Origin of the sequence: Algorimicrobium echini (genome assembly GCF_900115185.1) — a bacterium.
GTDB lineage: Bacteria > Bacteroidota > Bacteroidia > Flavobacteriales > Flavobacteriaceae > Algorimicrobium > Algorimicrobium echini.
The window spans coordinates 365,277-384,036 of the sequence record NZ_FOVN01000001.1; the positions used below are offsets into that span (position 1 = coordinate 365,277).

Genomic DNA, 18,760 nt, shown 5'->3' on the forward strand with positions numbered 1-18,760 from the left:
TCTAAAAGTTATTAGTTATCTTTGCACTGCCTAAAGCAGGTTTAACAATAGTGACAAGCGAATTTAACTATTTTAAGTCCTATTGCCAAAGTTGTTAGGGCATAAAAAAAATAAGAAAAATAATACTATGACTACAAAAACAGTTGCTTACGTACCAAATAAGGTAAAAGATATGTCGCTTGCGGCTTGGGGACGAAAAGAGATAGAATTAGCTGAAGCAGAAATGCCAGGACTTATGAGTCTTCGTGAAGAATATAAAAATGAACAACCATTAAAAGGTGCACGTATTGCTGGTTGTCTGCATATGACCATCCAGACGGCAGTTTTAATAGAAACATTACAAGCTTTAGGTGCTGAAGTAACGTGGAGCTCATGTAATATTTTCTCAACACAAGATCAGGCTGCAGCAGCTATTGCAGCAGCAGGAACTGCAGTTTATGCTTGGAAAGACATGACTGAAGAAGAGTTTGATTGGTGTATTGAACAAACCTTATTTTTTGGTGAAGACAGAAAACCACTAAACATGATTTTAGATGATGGTGGCGACTTAACCAATATGGTTTTAGACAAATATCCAGAATTAGCTGCAGGTATTAATGGTCTTTCAGAAGAAACCACTACAGGTGTTCACCGTTTATACGAACGTGTAAAAGCAGGAACATTACCTATGCCTGCTATTAATGTAAATGATTCGGTTACTAAATCAAAATTCGATAACAAATACGGCTGTAAAGAAAGTGCGGTAGATGCTGTCCGTCGTGCAACAGATATTATGTTAGCTGGAAAGCGCGTAGTTGTTTGTGGTTATGGTGATGTTGGAAAAGGTACTGCAGCCTCTTTTAAAGGCGCTGGAAGTATTGTAACTGTTACAGAAATCGATCCAATTTGTGCGCTTCAAGCTGCTATGGATGGTTTCGAAGTGAAAAAATTAGAAACCGTTGTTGAAAATGCCGACATTGTAATTACCACTACAGGTAATAAAGACATTGTTCGTGGTGAGCATTTTGAGGCTATGAAAGATAAAACCATTGTTTGTAACATTGGGCATTTTGATAACGAAATTGATATGGCTTGGTTAAACAAAAACCATGGTCACACCAAAGATGTTATTAAGCCACAAGTTGATAAGTATACCGTAAATGGAAAAGACGTTATTATTTTAGCGCAAGGACGTTTAGTTAATTTAGGCTGTGCAACAGGACATCCAAGTTTTGTAATGAGTAATTCGTTCACAAACCAAACGCTGGCACAAATTGAATTATGGACAAATAAAGAAGCTTATGAAAACCAAGTATATATGCTTCCAAAACATTTAGATGAAAAAGTAGCTAAATTACACCTAGAAAAAATTGGTGTAGAGCTTACTGAACTTAAAGACGATCAGGCCAAATATATTGGTGTAGCCGTTGAAGGCCCTTATAAGCCAGAATACTACAGATACTAATTAATTCCTGTGAAGGCAGAAATCTTGTAATATAAAATCCCAAGCTGTTATGTTTGGGATTTTTTTTGGGCAATTGCCACTTCGCTAAAAGCTAAGTAGTACCAGGCCTTCCACTGTATCTTTTTATCGTACCTCAAAAAAGAATGCCGTTACAAACGCATAGCATTCACGATTTCTTATTTATTAAAGTAGAAATGCAAGAGTAATCCTTATCGCAAAAAGCAACTAAACCATAGCTTTTAAATACGTAACTTCGTTTTGCAAAAACACTATATCTATGAGCTCAAAAAAATTGCATGTATTAATAGACAGTTTAGAAAACCATATAAATCAGTATGAGGTTGCTAACTCAAAAATTTCAAAAGCAAGTGTTGGCTGGCACATAGACCATAGCTGTAAAGTTATTAATCAAGTTGTAATAACTTTACAGTCTTCAGACCCTACTTTGTATAAAAATGATTTTAGTTTCATGGGCAAATTGTTTTTTACGCTAGGGTTTTTCCCGAGAGGAAAGGCAAAAGCACCAAAAAACGTTAAACCACCAGAAACAATTATAAAAGGAGACCTAGTAAATCAATTGCAACTAGCAAGGACAAATATTGACACCATTCCTAATTTAGATAAAAATGCCTTTTTTAAGCACCCATTTTTTGGCGATGTAAACAAAAAAAGAATTTATCGATTTTTAGAACTACACACCCATCATCATGTAAAGATTATATGTGATATTTTGAAGAAAAGGTAAATTTAGGATGAATGAAGATAATTGGAACTTAATTATTTATACCTCTAGTGGACAGAGCATTTTATAATTATTACGTTATCCTATATTAACTTAATAAACATCTTAGAAACACTTTTATTAATGAACACGTAATAACATTAAAATAAAACTAAATTTTCAAAAAGTAAAAACCCTTTCCAAACTGGAAAGGGTTTTTAAATACATTCAAGAAATTGTTTCTTAAGCCTCGAAAGGTTCAACAGAAACATAAGATTTGTTATCTTTTTTCTTTGTAAATTTCACTAGTCCGTCCACTTTAGCGTGTAACGTGTGGTCTTTTCCACCATACACATTTTCACCTGGGTGATGTGTATTACCTCTTTGTCTTACGATGATATTTCCAGCAACAGCAGCTTGTCCACCAAAAATCTTAACGCCTAAACGTTTTGATTCTGATTCTCTACCATTCTTCGAACTACCAACTCCTTTTTTATGAGCCATTGTCTTAAGGTTTTATGTTATTAATAATAGCGAAATTATTTCTCGATTCCGCCGTCTAATTTATCTTGTAATTCTTTAAGTTCATCCCACTTACCTTCAGCAGCTAAAGCCGCTTGTTTTGGCCAAGTGTCTGTCACAATGTGAGCTAATCTTGAACTTGCTTCTGTTAATACAGCGCTTAATGCTTCTGGTTTCGCTTTTGCTATTTTAGCAAATGTTTCAAATCCTGCATTTACCAATGCTTCGGCAGCTTTTGGTCCAGCACCTTCAATTTTCTTTAAATCGTCTGCTTTTGCAGTTGATTTTTTAGGAGCAGCTTTTTTAGCTTCCTTTTTTGCTGGAGCAGCTTTTTCTGCTTTAGCTGGTTTTGCTTTTTCAGTTTTTTCAGCTTTTTTAGCTCCTGAAGCCACAATGCTTTCAATTACAATTTCAGTTAAAGATTGTCTGTGTCCGTTTTTAACACGGTAACCTTTACGTCTTTTCTTTTTGAAAACAATAACTTTATCACCTTTAAGGTGCTTTAAAACTTTTGCTCCTACTTGAGCTCCAGTTATAGCTGGGGCGCCTACAGTTATATTGTCACCATCCGCTACTAAAAGAACGTTATCGAAAGAAACTTCCTTACCTTCTTCTGCTGCTAAACGATTAACAAAAACTCTTTGGTCTTTTTCAACTTTAAATTGATGCCCTGCTATCTCTACAATTGCGTACATAGCGTAACGTTTTTATTAAATTAGTATATTAACATTGCTAACCCTACGGAAAGCGGATGCAAATATACTGCTAAATAATTAAACTACAAACGTTTTATTTAAATTAAGAAATATTCCAACTTTTTTTGAAATACTGCATAACTGTAAAAGCAGATATAACTGTTGTTGCTACTCCCATAATACCAACTACAAAGGTCATGACACCTACGCTAACTGGCGATCCAAAGTCTACAAGCGTTAAAACCTCTGACACAAAATCAGCATTAACTTCTGTTATGTATAGTAGAAAAAACAGCGTAAAAAGGACAGTAGCAATAATTCCTGTTATTAAGCCAGCAATAAAACCACCTGAATACGTAAAGTTAGCACCTTGTTCTAATTTATAATACCGTATGGTTTCAAAAATACCAAAAGCAGTAATAACTGCATTTAAAAAACTAAAAGCTGGATTTGTATGCTTATTAAAGAGTGCCAAAACTAAAAAATAAGCAATTAATACAGCACTAGTAATAAGGCCAAATCTTACTGGTAATATTAAGTTTTTCATATATCAATTTTTTATTGGTTCTTAAATTTCGTAAAAAATTATGGCAATTAATAATTTGTTTATGTTTTTTTAACAATTGATATAAAAGCGGTAAGTATTTCTTATTTTTGAAAAATTGTAACATATTGAATACATAACAGACATATTAGATGTCATTAAACAAAAACACAAACACATGAAAAAAGGATTATTAACTTTTTCTGCATGTTTGCTAGCCATCCTGACTAGTGTTGCACAAGAAGTGAAATTTGAAGAATTTGATTTAGATAATGGATTACACGTTATTCTGCATCAAGACAATACAGCTCCTGTAGTATCTACTTCAGTAATGTATGATGTAGGCGGTAAAGATGGTGATCGAAACCGAACTGGTTTTGCCCACTTTTTTGAACACTTATTGTTTGAAGGAACCGAAAACATTGGGCGTGGCGAATTCATGAAAATAATTCCAGCCAATGGAGGAACTTTTAATGCAAACACATCACAAGACAGAACGTACTATTTTGAGGTATTTCCATCTAATAAATTAGAGTTAGGCTTATGGTTAGAATCTGAGCGCATGCTACACCCTGTTATTGATCAAGTTGGTGTAGACACACAAAACGAAGTTGTCAAGGAAGAAAAACGTCAAAGTTTTGATAACAGACCTTATGGCCAGCTATTAAATACTATTGGTGAGAATTTATTCTCCGTTCACCCTTACAAAGGGTCTAATATTGGTGAAATGGCTCATTTAGACGCAGCTACTCTGGATGAGTTTATGGCATTCTTTGATAAATATTATGTACCTAACAACGCTGTTTTAGTTGTTGCTGGAGATATTGATATTGCAAAAACAAAAACGTTAGTAAAAGATTATTTTGGTGCCGTTAAAAAAGGACCAGAAGTCGTTCGTGATTTTCCAGTTGAAGAACCAATTACGAAAACTATAAAAGCAACAACTTACGATAAAAACATTCAAACGCCTGCTATCATTGCTGCTTATAGAACTCCAGGCATGGCAACCAGAGACGCACGTGTGTTGGATATGATTTCTACGTATTTAAGTGGTGGAAAAAGTTCGGTGTTATATAAAAAATTAGTAGACGAACAAAAACAAGCATTAACAGTTCAAGCTGTAAACATTCCGCAAGTTGATTATAATATTTTTGCCTTATTCGCTTTACCATTAGGTGATCAAGTTACGATTCAAACCTTATTATCCGAAATGGATGAAGAGATTGTAAAAATTCAAAATGAATTAATTTCAGAACGCGATTATCAAAAACTTCAAAACCAGTTTGAAAATCAATTCGTAAATTCAAACTCTAGTATCTCTGGAATTGCCGAATCGTTGGCTTCTTATTACTTATTATATGGCGATGTAAACCTTATAAATAATGAAATAGATATTTACCGCTCAATAACAAGAGAAGAGATACAAAACGTTGCAAAAAAATATTTAAGTCCTAATCAACGTGTAGAAATAGATTACTTACCAAAAAAAGACGATCAATAAGATGAATACATATACAATAAAAACGAAATTATCTGCTTTTGTAATCCTGTTCTTTATCACTTTGAGCATATCAGCTCAAATAGACCGATCAAAACAACCTAAAGCAGGACCAGCTCCAAAAATTACATTAGAAGAACCTGGTGAATTTGAATTAAAAAACGGCTTAAAAGTTTTAGTTGTTGAAAATCATAAATTACCACGCGTATCCTACTCTTTACGAATTGATAACAATCCAATTTTTGAAGGTGAGATAGCTGGAGTAACCAGTGTTTTAGGTGCTATGTTAGGTAACGGAACAACCTCAATCCCTAAAGATGCTTTTAATGAGGAAATAGACTTTCTTGGCGCTAGCCTTAATATAGGTTTTGGAAATGGTTATGCCAGTTCCTTATCAAAATACTCTGAGCGTATTTTAGAGTTAATGGCTGATGCAGTTATCAATCCTTTATTAACAGAAGAAGAATTTGAAGCCGAAAAAACAAAACTAATTGAAAACTTAAAAAACAGCGATAAAAATCCAGATGCCATTGCTGGTCGAGTTGGAAGTGCCCTATCATTTGGTAAAGAACACCCATATGGTGAATTTACAACCATTGAAACTATCAACAATATCACATTCGATAATGTAAAAGCATATTACCAGCAATACATGAATCCAACCAATGCCTATTTAGTGGTTATTGGTGATGTAGATTTTAGAACGATTGAAAAACAAGTAAAAAAGTACTTTAAAAATTGGGAAACTGGCGCAAGTGTATCAAGCACAATTCCTAAACCAGCTGAAAGCTTGCCTGTTCCACAAATTAATTTTATTGATGTACCAGGTGCTACCCAATCTAATATTTCCGTAACCAACAACGTATCATTAAAAATGAATGATCCCGATTATTTTTCCGCCCTAATTGCAGATGAAATTCTAGGTGGTGGTGGTGAAGGTTATTTATTTTTAAACCTTCGTGAAAAGCATGGTTATACATACGGTTCTTATTCTAGTCTTGGAGCCAATCGATATGGAATGGGCCGATTTAGCACAACAGCTAAAGTAAGAAATGCTGTAACTGATAGTGCAGTTGTTGAAACCTTAAAAGAAATTAAACGCATTAATAACGAACCAGTAGATGCCGAAGTATTACGTAATGTTAAGGCAAAATATACTGGAAACTTTGTTATGGCACTTGAGCGCCCACAAACTATTGCCAATTACGCTTTAAATATCAAGTTAAATAATTTACCAAAAGATTTTTACGAAACCTATCTTCAAAAAGTCAATGACGTAACCATTGCTGATGTGCAAGCTGCTGCAAAAAAATACATGCGCCCAGAAAATGCACGCGTTATTGTAGTTGGAAACGGAAGTGAAGTTCTTGAAAATCTTGAAAAGGTTGGTTTACCAATTCGCTATTATGATAAATATGCAGATTTAACAGAGAAACCAGAATACGAAATTGAAATGCCAGCTGATATGAATGCCAATAAAGTGCTAAATGCCTATATTGATGCTATTGGTGGTAAAGTTAATTTAGATAAAGTTAATTCTGTTTATATAACAGCTGAAGCTGAATTGCAACCTGGAGTGGTTATTAATTTAGAAATGAAGAAAACCATTAAAAATCAATCTTTACAACAAATCAGCGTTATGGGTCAAACTCAAAAACAAGTTTTAGACGGAAATGTTGGATATTCACTTGCTCAAGGACAACGTAAAGACATGACAGAAGACGAAGTAAAGGTTGCTCAAGTTGAATCGTCTCCTTTCCCAGAAGTTAATTACTTAAATGGCGGTGTTACTCTAGAAAAAATTGAAAAAATTGATGGCGAAAACGCTTATAAAATAAAAGTTGACGAAAAAACCTCCTTATATTACAGTGTAGAAACTGGTTTAAAAATTAAAGAAGTAGAAGCTTCAGAAATGGGACAATCAGCTACATTTTATAGTAATTATAAAGATGTTTCAGGTATTAAATTTCCTTTTAAAATTTCACAAACAATGGGCCCAAGAACAATTGACTTTATTGTAAAAGAAATTAAAGTAAATGAAGGCGTTACAGATGCCGATTTCGAATAATAGAAATTAACAATTACTGTTTTAAAGCCTGAAGGAAACTTCAGGCTTTTATTTTTTTCGCTTATGCGATAAATAAACACCAATTAAAATAATAAGCGACCCTAAACCTTGCCAAACACTAAAACCTTCACCATCTAAAACACCCCAAACCAAAGCAATTATTGGCATTAAATACGTAACAGACGACGCAAAAACAGGCGTTGATATTTGCACTAATTTATTGAAAAGTACTTTAGCTAAAGCAGTCCCAAAAAAAGATAAGACGGTAACATACAACAAAGCCATTTTTAAATTTGGGTTTTCAAGAGTTTCAGAAGTAAAAAAATCCGCACAAAATAAAACGACTAAAGCAGGAATAATAATTACCGCATAATTACCTGCAGCAATAGCCAATGGTTTCACATTTTGCAAATACCGTTTAATAATATTCACATTGGCGGCATACATGATAGTTGAAATAATAACAAACCCAGCATATAAATAGTTTTGTTCTGGGTTTAACTCGGCACCTTTTAAAATAAGAATTGCTGTTCCAATAAACCCAATAATAACACCTAATACTTGCCGTTTGGTTGAAGCAATTTTAAATACTGCAAATCCCAACAAGATTGTATTTAAAGGCACTAATGAATTTAAAATTGACGCTACAGCACTATCAATTTCGGTTTCAGCAATAGCAAATAAAAAGGCAGGAAAAAAAGAACCTAACAAACCCGAAAGTCCTATCCATTTCCACTGCTGTTTATCAATGGTTTTAAGCTTATTAAAACCGGCAATAAGTAAGAAAATTCCAGTAATAATAGTTCTTATAGCCCCTAATTGATAGGGCGTTAACCCTAAAAGTGACTTTTTAATTAAAATAAACGACGTACCCCAAATCACGGAAAGGACGACTAAATACAACCACTTACTATCAATTTGCTTCATATAGGAATCTTTCAAGGCACAAAATTCCAATTTTAAATGCAATAAATAGCAATATTTAGTAATTTTGTAATGAACTTAATATTTAATCATAATGAAAACAATTAAAAATATAATGACACTTGCTGTGCTGATGCTTGCATTTGCAAGTTGTAAAAATGAAACAGCTCCTGAAGTTGTAACGGTTGAAACAGAAGCTACTGAAGTTGCCGTTGCTGAATTAGACCCTAATGCCACATATGCCAAGGCAGAATTTACCATTGAAGGTATGACATGCGCCATGGGATGCGCCAAAACCATTGAAAAGAAAATGGCTAAAATGGATGGTGTAAAATCGGCTAAAGTTGATTTTGACACCCGTATTGCTATGGTAGAATATGATGAAGCTAAAGTAACACCAACAAGTTTGGAAGAAGTTGTTAAAAAGGCTGGCGATGTGTATTCAGTAAAAGATATGAAAACGGTAGATAGTTTTGATTCAGAAGCAAACCCAAATGGTACTACAGCAAAAAAAGCATGTGATAAGGATTGTAAAAAAGCCTGTTGTGCAGACAAAACAGAGGCTGAAAAAACAGCTTGTGCTGAAGACTGTAAAATGGCATGTTGTGCAGATAAAGCGAAGGCTTAATTACAATTTTATAATATCAAAAAGCCACTCAAATGAGTGGCTTTTTTTATTTCCAGGTTACGGTTTCCATAATATGTTGGATATCCTTTTGCAGATATTTTGCTGCAGGTAAAATAGAATCGAAATTAGGTTTTGCATAAAAATATAAGGATCCTGTTAAAAAATGACTGGTACTGTCCGTTACATAAAACTGGGATTGTGATGCTGCATTACCGCCAACTTCATAAAACATGCCGTAAACCTTTCGCTCTTTATTCTCGTAAAGTTGCTCCGCAATCTCATCTGCCTTTACGGTATGCTCTTGTGTAAATCCTTGCGCATCTTTAAGCAAGGTTAATAACCGTTCTTTATTATTGTTAATTGGTTTATAGGTTAAATAAATGGTGCCCTTTAATGCAGGATACATTAAATCTATTCCATAACTACTAGAATCATTTCCAATAGTTCGCGCTTTAATTTGCGTGGCCAATTCGTTTTTTTCAAAGGTAAATGGAAAACCAGCTTCTAGTTTTTTATAGTCGGCTTTAGGATATTCTAATCGTAAATGTGCCGCAGGTTTTGGTAAAGTGTCATTACCGCATGCTGTAATTGTAATGACTAGAATTGCAATGAGAATATTATTTAATTTCATACAATATTAATATTAATGAATAATAGTTTTGTATAACTTAAGTTGTTGTTTTCTAACACAGTTCTTGAAAAGTTGCGTAGTTTGAGTGCATAGATTTTCTGAAGGAAAATCAGAAGCTAACATACAAAGAAACCCACATTGGTTAAGCTAAAACTAGCAATTTTTTATATACAACTTAAGTTAGCAGTAGTTTATTTTTTTAGTATTATCTCAGCTTTATCTATTTTTAAAGTTGGATTTTCAGATGCAATTAAAATTCCCTTGAAAGTATATTCTCCATTATCTTCTATTGTTATTTCTGAATTTTTACCAGTAAAACTCCAGCTTGTTTTATTATTTATTGAAGATTTTAGTTCTCCAATTGTTATGTTTTTGTCCGTAGGGTCAATTTCAAGTACTCCTATATTTTCACCGTTCTTAGAAACCTCTATTTGGAATCTCAGATCTACGTTTCCTTCGTATTCTATATCCATTTCTGACCAAACAGCTATTTCCTCCCCTTTTTTCAAAGAAAGAGTTGCCTCCTTACTAATTAAATTATCATCACTTATAGTAAGTTGATTTATTGGAAGTCGAGCTATTTCTTCTCCAGTGAGAGAGCTACAACCAAAAATTAAATTAAATAATAAAGCGAATGTAAATACTGAAGTTAATTTTCTCATTTTGTCTTAATTATTGCTAACTTTAAGGTATTGTCACCTTCACACGAGTAATCCGTTTTTTATCAAATGCTTCAATGATAAAAACGTAATTTCCGAAATATATTTTACTGCCCTGTTTGGGAAAACTTTTTGAGAATTCTAAAATAAAGCCAGCCAAGGTTTCCGCTTCACCTTTTTCAGCTTCAAATAAGCTATCATCCTCTAATTTTATAATTTTATAAAAATCTTTTAAAGCTGTTTTTCCCTCAAAAACGTAATTATTATTGTCTAGTTTAGAGAACACCAAATCTTCATCATCAAACTCATCACTAATATCGCCTACAATTTCTTCAATAATATCTTCTAATGAAATTAACCCAGATGTACCACCATACTCATCAACAACAACGGCTAAATGCACTTTCTTTTCTTGAAACTCCACCATTAAATCATCTAGTTTTTTGTTTTCTGGAACAAAAAACGGCTCTCGCAACAAGCTGGTCCAATCAAATTGTTTTCTATCTAGAAATGGCAATAAGTCTTTTACGTAAAGAATACCTTTTATTTTGTCTATATTTTCTTCAAAAACAGGAATTCTAGAATAGCCATTATCTACAATTTCTGGAATAATTTCTAAATATTTCTGATTGATATTAAGAGCAAAAATATCAATTCGAGGTCTCATAACTTGTTTGGTATCTGTATTACCGAAGGACACAATGCCTTTTAAAATTTTCTGTTCTTCTTTGGTGGTGTCTGCTTCGCTAGTTAACTCCAGTGCTTGCGATAATTGATCGACACTCAAATTCGACTTCTGTTTACCTAATTTATTGTGAATTCCTAAAGTAATGCTTCGCATGGGTAAACTTAATGGTGAAAAAACCACATCTAAAACGCGTAATGGGAAAGCCATAAATAGAGCAAATTTCATCCGGTTGCGACTGGCATAAATTTTTGGTAAAATTTCACCAAACAATAAGATAAGAAAGGTAATTACAACAACTTCCAATAGAAATTGGAGAAGTTCCGATTGAATTCCTTCAAAAATAAATTCACCCAGATAAGCAAAGAGAATAACAATGCCAATATTGATAAAATTATTAGCTACGAGTATGGTTGCTAATAATTTTTTAGGCCGTTCCAATAATTTAGAAATAATGTTGATTGCCGTTGCATTGGATTCTGTTTCATTTTCAATATCCGTTCTGGTAAGTGAGAATAAAGCCACTTCGGCTCCAGAAATTAGTGCCGAACACAATAATAATAAAAACAGTAATGCGATTCCAAATAGCATGGAATAATCAACGGAAATAATTAATGATAAAAAACTGGGAGGTTCTAGGTCCAATGATTGTTAGTTTTAATGACGTTTAAAATGGTAAATCGTCGTCAGGCATATCAACTTCTGGTTTAGGAGTAATTGGCTCTTGACGTGGTTTTGCACTTTGCGAGGATTGATTTTGTTGTGACTGTTGTTGATTTGATGATGCGTTTCCACCATCATTTTTAGTAGTTAAAAACGTAAAATCTGTACATTGAATTTCTGTAGAATACCTGTCGTTTCCACTTTCATCTTGCCACTTTCTGGTTTTTATCCGACCTTCAATATAAACTTTATCTCCTTTCCCTAAATATTTCTCACAGACTTCGGCAGCTTTATTTCTTACAACTATATTATGCCACTCTGTGTTGGTAACCCGCTCATTAGTTTGCTTACTCGTGTAGGTCTCATTTGTTGCTAATGGAAAACGACCAATACAGCCACCACCTTCAAAATAGTGCATTTTTACTTCATCTCCTAAATGCCCTATTAGCATGACTTTATTTAATGTTCCTGACATGTTACTTTATTTGTTTGGCAAAATTACGCTTTTGCAATTCATAAACTTAAATTTAATAAAAAAATATGAGCTCGCTAAATTTCAGATTGAAAATTGAACACATCAATAAAGTTTTTAATAAGGATTGGTACCGCAAAAGTTTCTATTTCAGAAATAGCAATTGGTTTATTATTTTTAGGAATAACAGATGTCTTTATTACCCAAAACTTGGTATACAGATGTTGATGCGATAGCTTATGGACAATATCAACTGAATTAAATAAAGTTAAATCATCAAAAACCAATTCTTCTCGAGTCTGTAATTCTTTCAAAAACGCGACTTCATCTAGGCTATGCTTGGATTCCAATAATGGAAATTGATATAGATTTTGCCAAATACCCTTACCATGTCTTTTTTCTATAATTGTTTGTTGTTCATTAATTATATATACCAAAAAATTGAAATACTTTTTTTTTGGTTTGTTATTTTTTAATTTAACAGGTAGTAAACTAATTGTATTTTCTCGAAATGCAACGCAATTCTCTTTTAGTGGGCAAACAGAACAATTTGGATTATTTGGTTTGCATTGAAGCGCACCAAACTCCATTATTGCTTGGTTAAAATCGGCTGGATTTTTACTATCTATAATATCCGAAGCTAAAGCTTTAAACATTTTTTTACCATCAGTTGTATTTATGGGTGTCTGAATGCCGTAAAACCGTGCCAAAACACGATATACATTACCATCTACAACAGCAGCAACCTCATTAAAACAAAAGGAGGCTATGGCACTTGCTGTATAATCTCCAACACCCTTAAGTTTCAATAAACCGGAATAGCTATTTGGAAAAACACCATGTAATTCAGATGCTATATACTTGGCAGTGGCGTGTAAATTTCGAGCACGAGAATAATACCCCAAACCTTGCCATAGTTTTAAAACAGCTTCTTCATCTGCATTAGCTAAATCAAAAACGGTAGGATATTGTTCTATAAAAGCCTCATAATAAGGTAAACCTTGCTTAATTTGGGTTTGTTGTAAAATAATTTCAGATAGCCATATATAGTATGGGTCTTTGGTATTTCGCCATGGCAATTGGCGTTTATTATTTGAATACCAGCTTATTAAAGTTTTAGTTATCTGCATTTAAGAAATATACGAATGGCGAAAATAATGGTTTATATTCTTAAATTTTAATGAATTAGGTTTGAAATATTGAATTTTAAATTCCTATATTTGCATCCCTTAATAGATTAATAGCAATATAATAAAATAAGTATCATGACAAAAGCTGATTTAGTAGCAAAAATTTCTGAAAAATTAGGAATTGAAAAAGGCGATGTACAGGCAACTGTTGAAACATTTATGGAGGAAGTGAAAACTTCATTAGAGAGTGGAGATAATGTTTATTTAAGAGGTTTTGGTAGCTTTATAATAAAAACTAGAGCTGAAAAAACTGGAAGAAATATTTCTAAAAATACAACGATCAAAATACCTGCTCACAATATTCCTGCATTTAAACCTGCAAAAGTATTTGTAGAAGGTGTTAAAACGAATGTTGACGTCAAGTAAAAACATTAAATTATTAACTTAAAACAAGTAACTTATGCCAAGTGGTAAAAAGAGAAAGAGACACAAGGTAGCAACGCATAAGCGTAAAAAAAGAAGACGCGCTAACCGTCACAAAAAGAAGAAGTAAACTAAAAAAAGTAGTTATTTAACTACTTTTTTGGTTTTTAAAACAAAGAGTTCTTTGAAATTGAGTTTCTCTAAATACATTATGTTGTGTTTAGAGTTGCTCTTCGGATTTAAAAAATCCTGTGAAATACCATAACTATAAATTGTTTATTAGCAATTTATAGTTTTGGTATTCTTCTATTGTTTGCTTTAAACAGTAGGAAAAATAGTATTAATCCATCTGTCATACCTTTGGTATGGTAGATAAAAATTAACAAAATGGATAAAGAATTAATTATTCGGTCTGGTTCAGACGCTGTTGATTTTGCCTTATTAAAAGATGGAAAACTAGTTGAATTACAGAAAGATGAAGGTGGTAACAACTTTTCAGTTGGCGATGTGTTTATTGCCAAAATACGAAAAGCTGTTCCGGGTTTAAACGCTGCATTTGTAAATGTAGGCTACGAAAAAGATGCCTTTTTGCATTATCATGATTTAGGACCCAAACTCCCTTCCCTTTTAAAATTCACAAAACGTGTAAGCACAGGTAAACTAAAAGACTATTCTTTAAAGAATTTCCCATTTGAAAAAGATATTGATAAAGACGGCAAAATTTCTGACGTTTTAAAATCAAATCAATCTACACTCGTACAAATAGTAAAAGAGCCCATTTCTACTAAAGGACCACGGATTAGTTCCGAGCTGTCCATTGCTGGTAGATATATTGTTTTAGTGCCTTTTTCTGATCGTATTTCTATTTCACAGAAGATAGAAGACAGAGAAGAAAAAGACCGCTTAAAACGCCTTGTAAAGAGTATTACTCCTCAAGGTTTTGGTGTCATAGTACGAACTGTAGCAGAAGGCAAAAAAGTAGCAGAGCTAGATAAAGATTTACAAAATTTGCTTGGTCGTTGGACTGCAATGTGTAAAAAACTAGACAAAGCTCACCACCCAAGTAAGGTACTTGGTGAATTGAATAAGGCTTCATCAATTTTACGTGATATTTTTAACGATACGTTTACAAATATCTATGTTGATGATGAAGAACTTTACATTCAAATTAAAGACTATGTGCAAGAAATTGCACCAAAAAAAGAATCAATTGTGAAATTATATCAATCCAATGTTCCCATTTTTGAGAAATTTGGTGTAGAACGACAGATTAAAACATCCTTTGGAAAAACTGTTTCTATGTCCAAAGGCGCATATTTGGTAATAGAACACACTGAAGCGCTTCATGTTATAGATGTAAACAGTGGCAATCGTTCCAATAAAGCAAAAAACCAAGAAGATACTGCATTGGAAGTTAATATGATATCTGCAACTGAAATTGCTAGACAACTTCGTTTACGTGATATGGGAGGCATTATCGTTATTGACTTTATTGATATGACGAAAGCAGAAAACAGAAAAACGCTTTACAATCATCTTCGTGATGAAATGAAAGATGATCGAGCGAAACACAAAATACTACCACCAAGTAAATTTGGTTTAGTACAAATTACAAGGCAACGCGTCCGTCCAGAAATGAACATTAAAACGCGCGAGGAAAATCCGGATTCCATTAATGGAGCCGATGTTGAAGCACCAATTAGTATTGTGCCGAAAATTACTCACGACCTTGAACAATTATTAAAAAAAGACTATACAAAGGTGACTTTAAACACACATCCTTTTATAGCAGCCTTTTTAACAAAAGGCATTCCATCAATACGTTCAAAATGGTTTTTTGAACATAAAAAATGGGTCAAAATATTACCTAGAGATGCTTACACATATTTAGAGTACCACTTTTTTGATAAAGATGGTAAACAAATTAAATAAAAAAAGCTCCGAATTTCTTCGGAGCTTTTTTTATGCGCAAATTTTAAACAACAATTATTAGTTTTGAATAGCACACTAATAGCTTTTAAGAACCAACTAGGTTAACTTAATTGAATCTATTTTTAAAAATATGATTCTATAGGTAGTCCTGTTTTTCTCATCATTTAGAATATCAAACTGTTTGAGGGTTATCCAACTTGAACCATAAACAAAAAAGCCTTGCTATTGAAATTAGCAAGGCTTTTTTTGTTACTGGCTATTAGCTTTTATTATTCTCCAGCAGGATTTCCACTAACAATAATAAACTCTGAACGTCTATTTGTTTGGTGTTCTGCCTCTGTACATTTCGATTTACAGTCTATTTTAGGTTCGTTTTCACCTTTACCTACTCCAGAAATTCTAGAAGCATCGATTCCTTTAGAAATAACATATTGTACGGTAGACTTTGCACGTCTATCTGATAATCTTTCATTGTATGATGCTGGACCTCTATTATCTGTGTGAGATTCCGCCAAAATAACCATATTTGGGTATTTCTGCATAACAGACACTAATTTATCTAACTCAAAGGCTCCTTGTTGTGTGATATTAGATTTATCAAAATCAAAGAGTATTGGATTTAATACCACTCTGTCTAATACAATAATCTTATCAAGAGGGTCTAAATTAAGTTGTAACAACACTTCCTTTTCTTTACTTCCTGCAAAACTTAAAGTATTACTAGCATAATCTTCTAATACACCTGAAATTTCTAAAGATTTATCGCATGAAACTGTATATTCTACTTGTCCATTTGCATCTGTAGTCTGTGACAATAAAACGCGACCTGACGCATCTGTTATTTTAACTGCTACACCAGCTAATGGGTTATTCGTGTCATTATCTACTACTGTTGTAATAACATTAACATTACAAGGTACTAAGCGTTTCAATGCATAAATATCATCACCACCTTTACCTCCTGAACGATTAGAAGACACAAAGCCTTCACCAGTTTCCTCGTTTACAGTAAATGCAAAGTCGTCTACATTACTATTTACAGGAACTCCTGCATTAACAATATCGCCAGTTTCAGACATATAAAAGACATCTAATCCTCCAAGTCCTAAATGACCATCTGAAGAGAAGTATAAAGTTCCATTAGAACTTGAAAACGGAAACTTCTCATTTCCTTCGGTATTTACTTTATCGCCCAAATTAACTGGTTCTCCAACAGTACCATCGTCATTTACTGGAGCTTTGTAAAGGTCAAACAACCCAAAGCCACCTGGCATATTTGAATGAAAATACAATGTTTTTCCGTCCGCACTTAATGCTGGACTGTTTACGCTATAGTTTGAATTGTTTAATGATAATGCTTCCACATTACGCCATTTATCACCCTCTTTTGTCGCTTTGTACAAATGTATAATACTGAATTTAGTGTTAGATAATGAATCTTTTTCAAATTCGCCATCAAAATAGCTTTCACGAGAAAAATACATGGTGTTTCCATCAGGACTAAACGCTACCGTTCCTTCATGATACTTGGTATTGATATCACCTCTTACAGGATCGGCTTCTTGATATGTACCATCAGTAAGTATATTAGAGACATACACATCTAAAAAGGGTTGATCATTCCAACCATAATTACGTCTGGCATTGTTTCTAGCCGTTGTAAAATACAATTGACTATTATAAACTGCGCCTCCAAAATCAGAATTTTCTGTATTAATTTCTAGATTTTGAATGGTATACTCTTTTGCCTTATCTAATATTGAAGGTAAATAATCAGGATTTGACTTAAACGCTTTTGCACGATCATCTCGTGGTTTTAGTTGAGCAAAACGCTCCATTTGTGCATTAGCCTCTTGATATTTTTCATTTGCTTTAAGCATTTGTGAATATTTGTAAACCATTTCAGCATCTTCAGATGTTTCTAAAGCTTTTGCATACCAACGTTCAGACTCAACGGTATTAAAAATATTGTAATTAGCTTCTCCTAATTGTGCGTATACGTAGGTGTCTGCTTTACCATTTTCCACCAGTTTATTATAATCTTCAATAGCTTCAACAAACTCGTATTTCGCAAAATGCTTATCGGCAGATTCCGTAGCTTTATTTTGAGCAGTCGCACTTAAACTACTCATGACTATAAGTGCTATAAATATTTTAATGTTTTTCATTATGTTTAGCTTAAGTGATTAGAAATAACGTGGTGAACGTGATACTTTTTTCGTAAAACTGAAATCGAAGTTTATAAATATCTCGTGTGATGAAGTGGTAACATAATTTAATTCTGATTGAACACTATCGTAGGCGTAACCAATTCTTAAATTAGGGGATATCATAAAGTTTATCATTCCAGTAAAGGAATCGTCTAAACGATATCCTGCTCCAATTTCCATAATATTAAACATGAAAAGATTTGCATTTACATCAAAGCTAACAGGCGCATCAAATGCCATTTTTACCATACCATGTGGTTTTAATGCAAAATTATCTGACAAATTAAACACATAACCAGCACCTGCAAATAAATGTTGTGTTTCAGAACCTACTTTTACTCCATTTGTAGCATCTAGATGAACGGAATTAAGCATGTTTGGCATAGATACCGATACATAATACCTGTCTGGTTTATATAAATAAAGACCAGCACCAATGTTTGGTGTTACACCATCTACATTTTCTTGAAGAAAAGGATCGCCAGTGTCAAGTACAGCTAGACCAGTTAATCCCACTTTATGAAATGTTGCTCCAGCTTTAACACCAAAGGCTAATTTATGCTCGCCACCTAAAGGTAAGGTGTATGAGAAATCGGCATAGGCGTTATTTTCTCTTACTGGTCCAATTTCATCGTTAATAAATGACAAACCGAGACCAACACGTTTCCCAACAGGTGCGCTAATAGAAAGTGTTCCCGTGTTAGGCGCACCTTCTAAACCAACCCATTGGCTTCTGTAGAGTGCACCAATGGCAATTCCTTCAAAGGAACCAGCATAAGCTGGGTTAACCACATTCATATTATACATATACTGTGTGTACTGCGGATCTTGTTGTGCATGCATAAAGGATGCTGACAATAAGAATACGAAAATTATATATAGTTTTTTCATTATTAAATTTTGGTTGTGTT

The 18,760-nt window shown here is 33.3% G+C and carries 18 protein-coding genes; 7 read left to right on the forward strand and 11 right to left on the reverse strand.

The window, feature by feature from the left end; genetic code table 11:
* The first annotated feature begins 127 nt into the window (after nt 1-127).
* Nucleotides 128-1,444, forward strand: coding sequence for an adenosylhomocysteinase (gene ahcY, locus BM239_RS01795; protein WP_092205936.1), 1,317 nt, complete (start codon nt 128-130; stop codon nt 1,442-1,444).
* Nucleotides 1,445-1,721: 277 nt separating this feature from the next.
* Nucleotides 1,722-2,189, forward strand: coding sequence for a DUF1569 domain-containing protein (locus tag BM239_RS01800; RefSeq protein WP_092205937.1), 468 nt, complete (start codon nt 1,722-1,724; stop codon nt 2,187-2,189).
* 219 nt (nt 2,190-2,408) lie between these two features.
* On the opposite strand, the gene rpmA is transcribed toward BM239_RS01800, so the two are convergent.
* The 3 genes from rpmA to BM239_RS01815 form a co-directional block, all read right to left on the reverse strand.
* On the reverse strand, nt 2,409-2,669 hold the full coding sequence (rpmA, locus tag BM239_RS01805) for a 50S ribosomal protein L27 (RefSeq protein WP_092205938.1): 261 nt from the start codon (nt 2,667-2,669) through the stop codon (nt 2,409-2,411).
* Between the two features lie 35 nt (nt 2,670-2,704).
* Nucleotides 2,705-3,382, reverse strand: coding sequence for a 50S ribosomal protein L21 (gene rplU / locus BM239_RS01810; RefSeq protein ID WP_092205939.1), 678 nt, complete (start codon nt 3,380-3,382; stop codon nt 2,705-2,707).
* A gap of 103 nt (nt 3,383-3,485) precedes the next feature.
* Nucleotides 3,486-3,929, reverse strand: coding sequence for a DUF4199 family protein (locus tag BM239_RS01815; protein WP_092205940.1), 444 nt, complete (start codon nt 3,927-3,929; stop codon nt 3,486-3,488).
* 175 nt (nt 3,930-4,104) lie between these two features.
* Here BM239_RS01815 and BM239_RS01820 point away from each other — a divergent pair, with 175 nt between their 5' ends.
* The gene (locus BM239_RS01820) at nt 4,105-5,427 is read left to right on the forward strand and encodes a M16 family metallopeptidase (RefSeq protein ID WP_092205941.1); all 1,323 of its coding nucleotides are present in this window, start codon (nt 4,105-4,107) and stop codon (nt 5,425-5,427) included.
* Nucleotide 5,428: 1 nt separating this feature from the next.
* A complete protein-coding gene (locus BM239_RS01825; protein WP_092205942.1) occupies nt 5,429-7,492 on the forward strand; it encodes a M16 family metallopeptidase in 2,064 nt (687 codons plus the stop codon).
* Nucleotides 7,493-7,540: 48 nt separating this feature from the next.
* Here the strand turns inward: BM239_RS01825 and BM239_RS01830 are convergent, their stop codons facing one another.
* Complete coding sequence (locus tag BM239_RS01830; RefSeq protein ID WP_092205943.1) at nt 7,541-8,419, reverse strand: DMT family transporter; 879 nt, start codon at nt 8,417-8,419, stop codon at nt 7,541-7,543.
* Between the two features lie 91 nt (nt 8,420-8,510).
* On the opposite strand from BM239_RS01830, the gene BM239_RS01835 reads away from it, so the two are divergent.
* Nucleotides 8,511-9,044 carry a heavy-metal-associated domain-containing protein gene (locus BM239_RS01835; protein ID WP_092205944.1) on the forward strand — a complete coding sequence of 178 codons (534 nt, stop codon included), beginning with the start codon at nt 8,511-8,513 and terminating at the stop codon, nt 9,042-9,044.
* 46 nt (nt 9,045-9,090) lie between these two features.
* Here the strand turns inward: BM239_RS01835 and gldD are convergent, their stop codons facing one another.
* The 5 genes from gldD to mutY all read right to left on the reverse strand — a co-directional run bounded on the left by gldD (nt 9,091) and on the right by mutY (nt 13,284).
* Nucleotides 9,091-9,675, reverse strand: a complete 585-nt coding sequence (gene gldD / locus BM239_RS01840) for a gliding motility lipoprotein GldD (RefSeq protein WP_092205945.1) — start codon at nt 9,673-9,675, stop codon at nt 9,091-9,093.
* Between the two features lie 191 nt (nt 9,676-9,866).
* Complete coding sequence (locus BM239_RS01845; protein ID WP_092205946.1) at nt 9,867-10,337, reverse strand: hypothetical protein; 471 nt, start codon at nt 10,335-10,337, stop codon at nt 9,867-9,869.
* 22 nt (nt 10,338-10,359) lie between these two features.
* Entirely contained in the window at nt 10,360-11,664 is a 1,305-nt protein-coding gene (locus tag BM239_RS01850; protein ID WP_092205947.1) for a gliding motility-associated protein GldE, read from the reverse strand.
* 22 nt (nt 11,665-11,686) lie between these two features.
* Complete coding sequence (locus BM239_RS01855; RefSeq protein WP_092205948.1) at nt 11,687-12,157, reverse strand: single-stranded DNA-binding protein; 471 nt, start codon at nt 12,155-12,157, stop codon at nt 11,687-11,689.
* Nucleotides 12,158-12,231: 74 nt separating this feature from the next.
* Nucleotides 12,232-13,284 (reverse strand): A/G-specific adenine glycosylase, encoded by a 1,053-nt coding sequence (gene mutY / locus BM239_RS01860; protein ID WP_092205949.1) that lies wholly within the window; start codon nt 13,282-13,284, stop codon nt 12,232-12,234.
* 135 nt (nt 13,285-13,419) lie between these two features.
* Between mutY and BM239_RS01865 the strand changes: the two genes are divergently transcribed.
* The gene (locus BM239_RS01865; RefSeq protein ID WP_019386001.1) at nt 13,420-13,710 is read left to right on the forward strand and encodes an HU family DNA-binding protein; all 291 of its coding nucleotides are present in this window, start codon (nt 13,420-13,422) and stop codon (nt 13,708-13,710) included.
* Between the two features lie 384 nt (nt 13,711-14,094).
* Nucleotides 14,095-15,639: an Rne/Rng family ribonuclease gene (locus tag BM239_RS01870; protein WP_092205950.1), complete on the forward strand. Its 1,545-nt coding sequence runs from the start codon at nt 14,095-14,097 to the stop codon at nt 15,637-15,639.
* 269 nt (nt 15,640-15,908) lie between these two features.
* Here BM239_RS01870 and BM239_RS01875 read toward each other — a convergent pair whose 3' ends face one another.
* Both BM239_RS01875 and BM239_RS01880 read right to left on the reverse strand, forming a co-directional pair.
* Nucleotides 15,909-17,807 (reverse strand): OmpA family protein, encoded by a 1,899-nt coding sequence (locus BM239_RS01875; RefSeq protein WP_092205951.1) that lies wholly within the window; start codon nt 17,805-17,807, stop codon nt 15,909-15,911.
* Between the two features lie 18 nt (nt 17,808-17,825).
* Nucleotides 17,826-18,740, reverse strand: a complete 915-nt coding sequence (locus BM239_RS01880; protein ID WP_092206745.1) for a PorP/SprF family type IX secretion system membrane protein — start codon at nt 18,738-18,740, stop codon at nt 17,826-17,828.
* Between the last annotated feature and the right edge of the window lie 20 nt (nt 18,741-18,760).

Bases quoted from the DNA above. Each gene is read 5' to 3' on its own strand.
- BM239_RS01865 (WP_019386001.1), top strand. From the start codon at position 13,420: ATGACAAAAGCTGATTTAGTAGCAAAAATTTCTGAAAAATTAGGAATT.
- BM239_RS01845 (WP_092205946.1), bottom strand. From the start codon at position 10,337: ATGAGAAAATTAACTTCAGTATTTACATTCGCTTTATTATTTAATTTA.
- BM239_RS01870 (WP_092205950.1), top strand. From the start codon at position 14,095: ATGGATAAAGAATTAATTATTCGGTCTGGTTCAGACGCTGTTGATTTT.
- ahcY (WP_092205936.1), top strand. From the start codon at position 128: ATGACTACAAAAACAGTTGCTTACGTACCAAATAAGGTAAAAGATATG.
- BM239_RS01835 (WP_092205944.1), top strand. From the start codon at position 8,511: ATGAAAACAATTAAAAATATAATGACACTTGCTGTGCTGATGCTTGCA.
- BM239_RS01880 (WP_092206745.1), bottom strand. From the start codon at position 18,740: ATGAAAAAACTATATATAATTTTCGTATTCTTATTGTCAGCATCCTTT.
- BM239_RS01825 (WP_092205942.1), top strand. From the start codon at position 5,429: ATGAATACATATACAATAAAAACGAAATTATCTGCTTTTGTAATCCTG.
- rpmA (WP_092205938.1), bottom strand. From the start codon at position 2,669: ATGGCTCATAAAAAAGGAGTTGGTAGTTCGAAGAATGGTAGAGAATCA.
- BM239_RS01830 (WP_092205943.1), bottom strand. From the start codon at position 8,419: ATGAAGCAAATTGATAGTAAGTGGTTGTATTTAGTCGTCCTTTCCGTG.
- gldD (WP_092205945.1), bottom strand. From the start codon at position 9,675: ATGAAATTAAATAATATTCTCATTGCAATTCTAGTCATTACAATTACA.
- BM239_RS01875 (WP_092205951.1), bottom strand. From the start codon at position 17,807: ATGAAAAACATTAAAATATTTATAGCACTTATAGTCATGAGTAGTTTA.
- BM239_RS01800 (WP_092205937.1), top strand. From the start codon at position 1,722: ATGAGCTCAAAAAAATTGCATGTATTAATAGACAGTTTAGAAAACCAT.
- BM239_RS01820 (WP_092205941.1), top strand. From the start codon at position 4,105: ATGAAAAAAGGATTATTAACTTTTTCTGCATGTTTGCTAGCCATCCTG.
- rplU (WP_092205939.1), bottom strand. From the start codon at position 3,382: ATGTACGCAATTGTAGAGATAGCAGGGCATCAATTTAAAGTTGAAAAA.
- BM239_RS01855 (WP_092205948.1), bottom strand. From the start codon at position 12,157: ATGTCAGGAACATTAAATAAAGTCATGCTAATAGGGCATTTAGGAGAT.
- BM239_RS01815 (WP_092205940.1), bottom strand. From the start codon at position 3,929: ATGAAAAACTTAATATTACCAGTAAGATTTGGCCTTATTACTAGTGCT.
- mutY (WP_092205949.1), bottom strand. From the start codon at position 13,284: ATGCAGATAACTAAAACTTTAATAAGCTGGTATTCAAATAATAAACGC.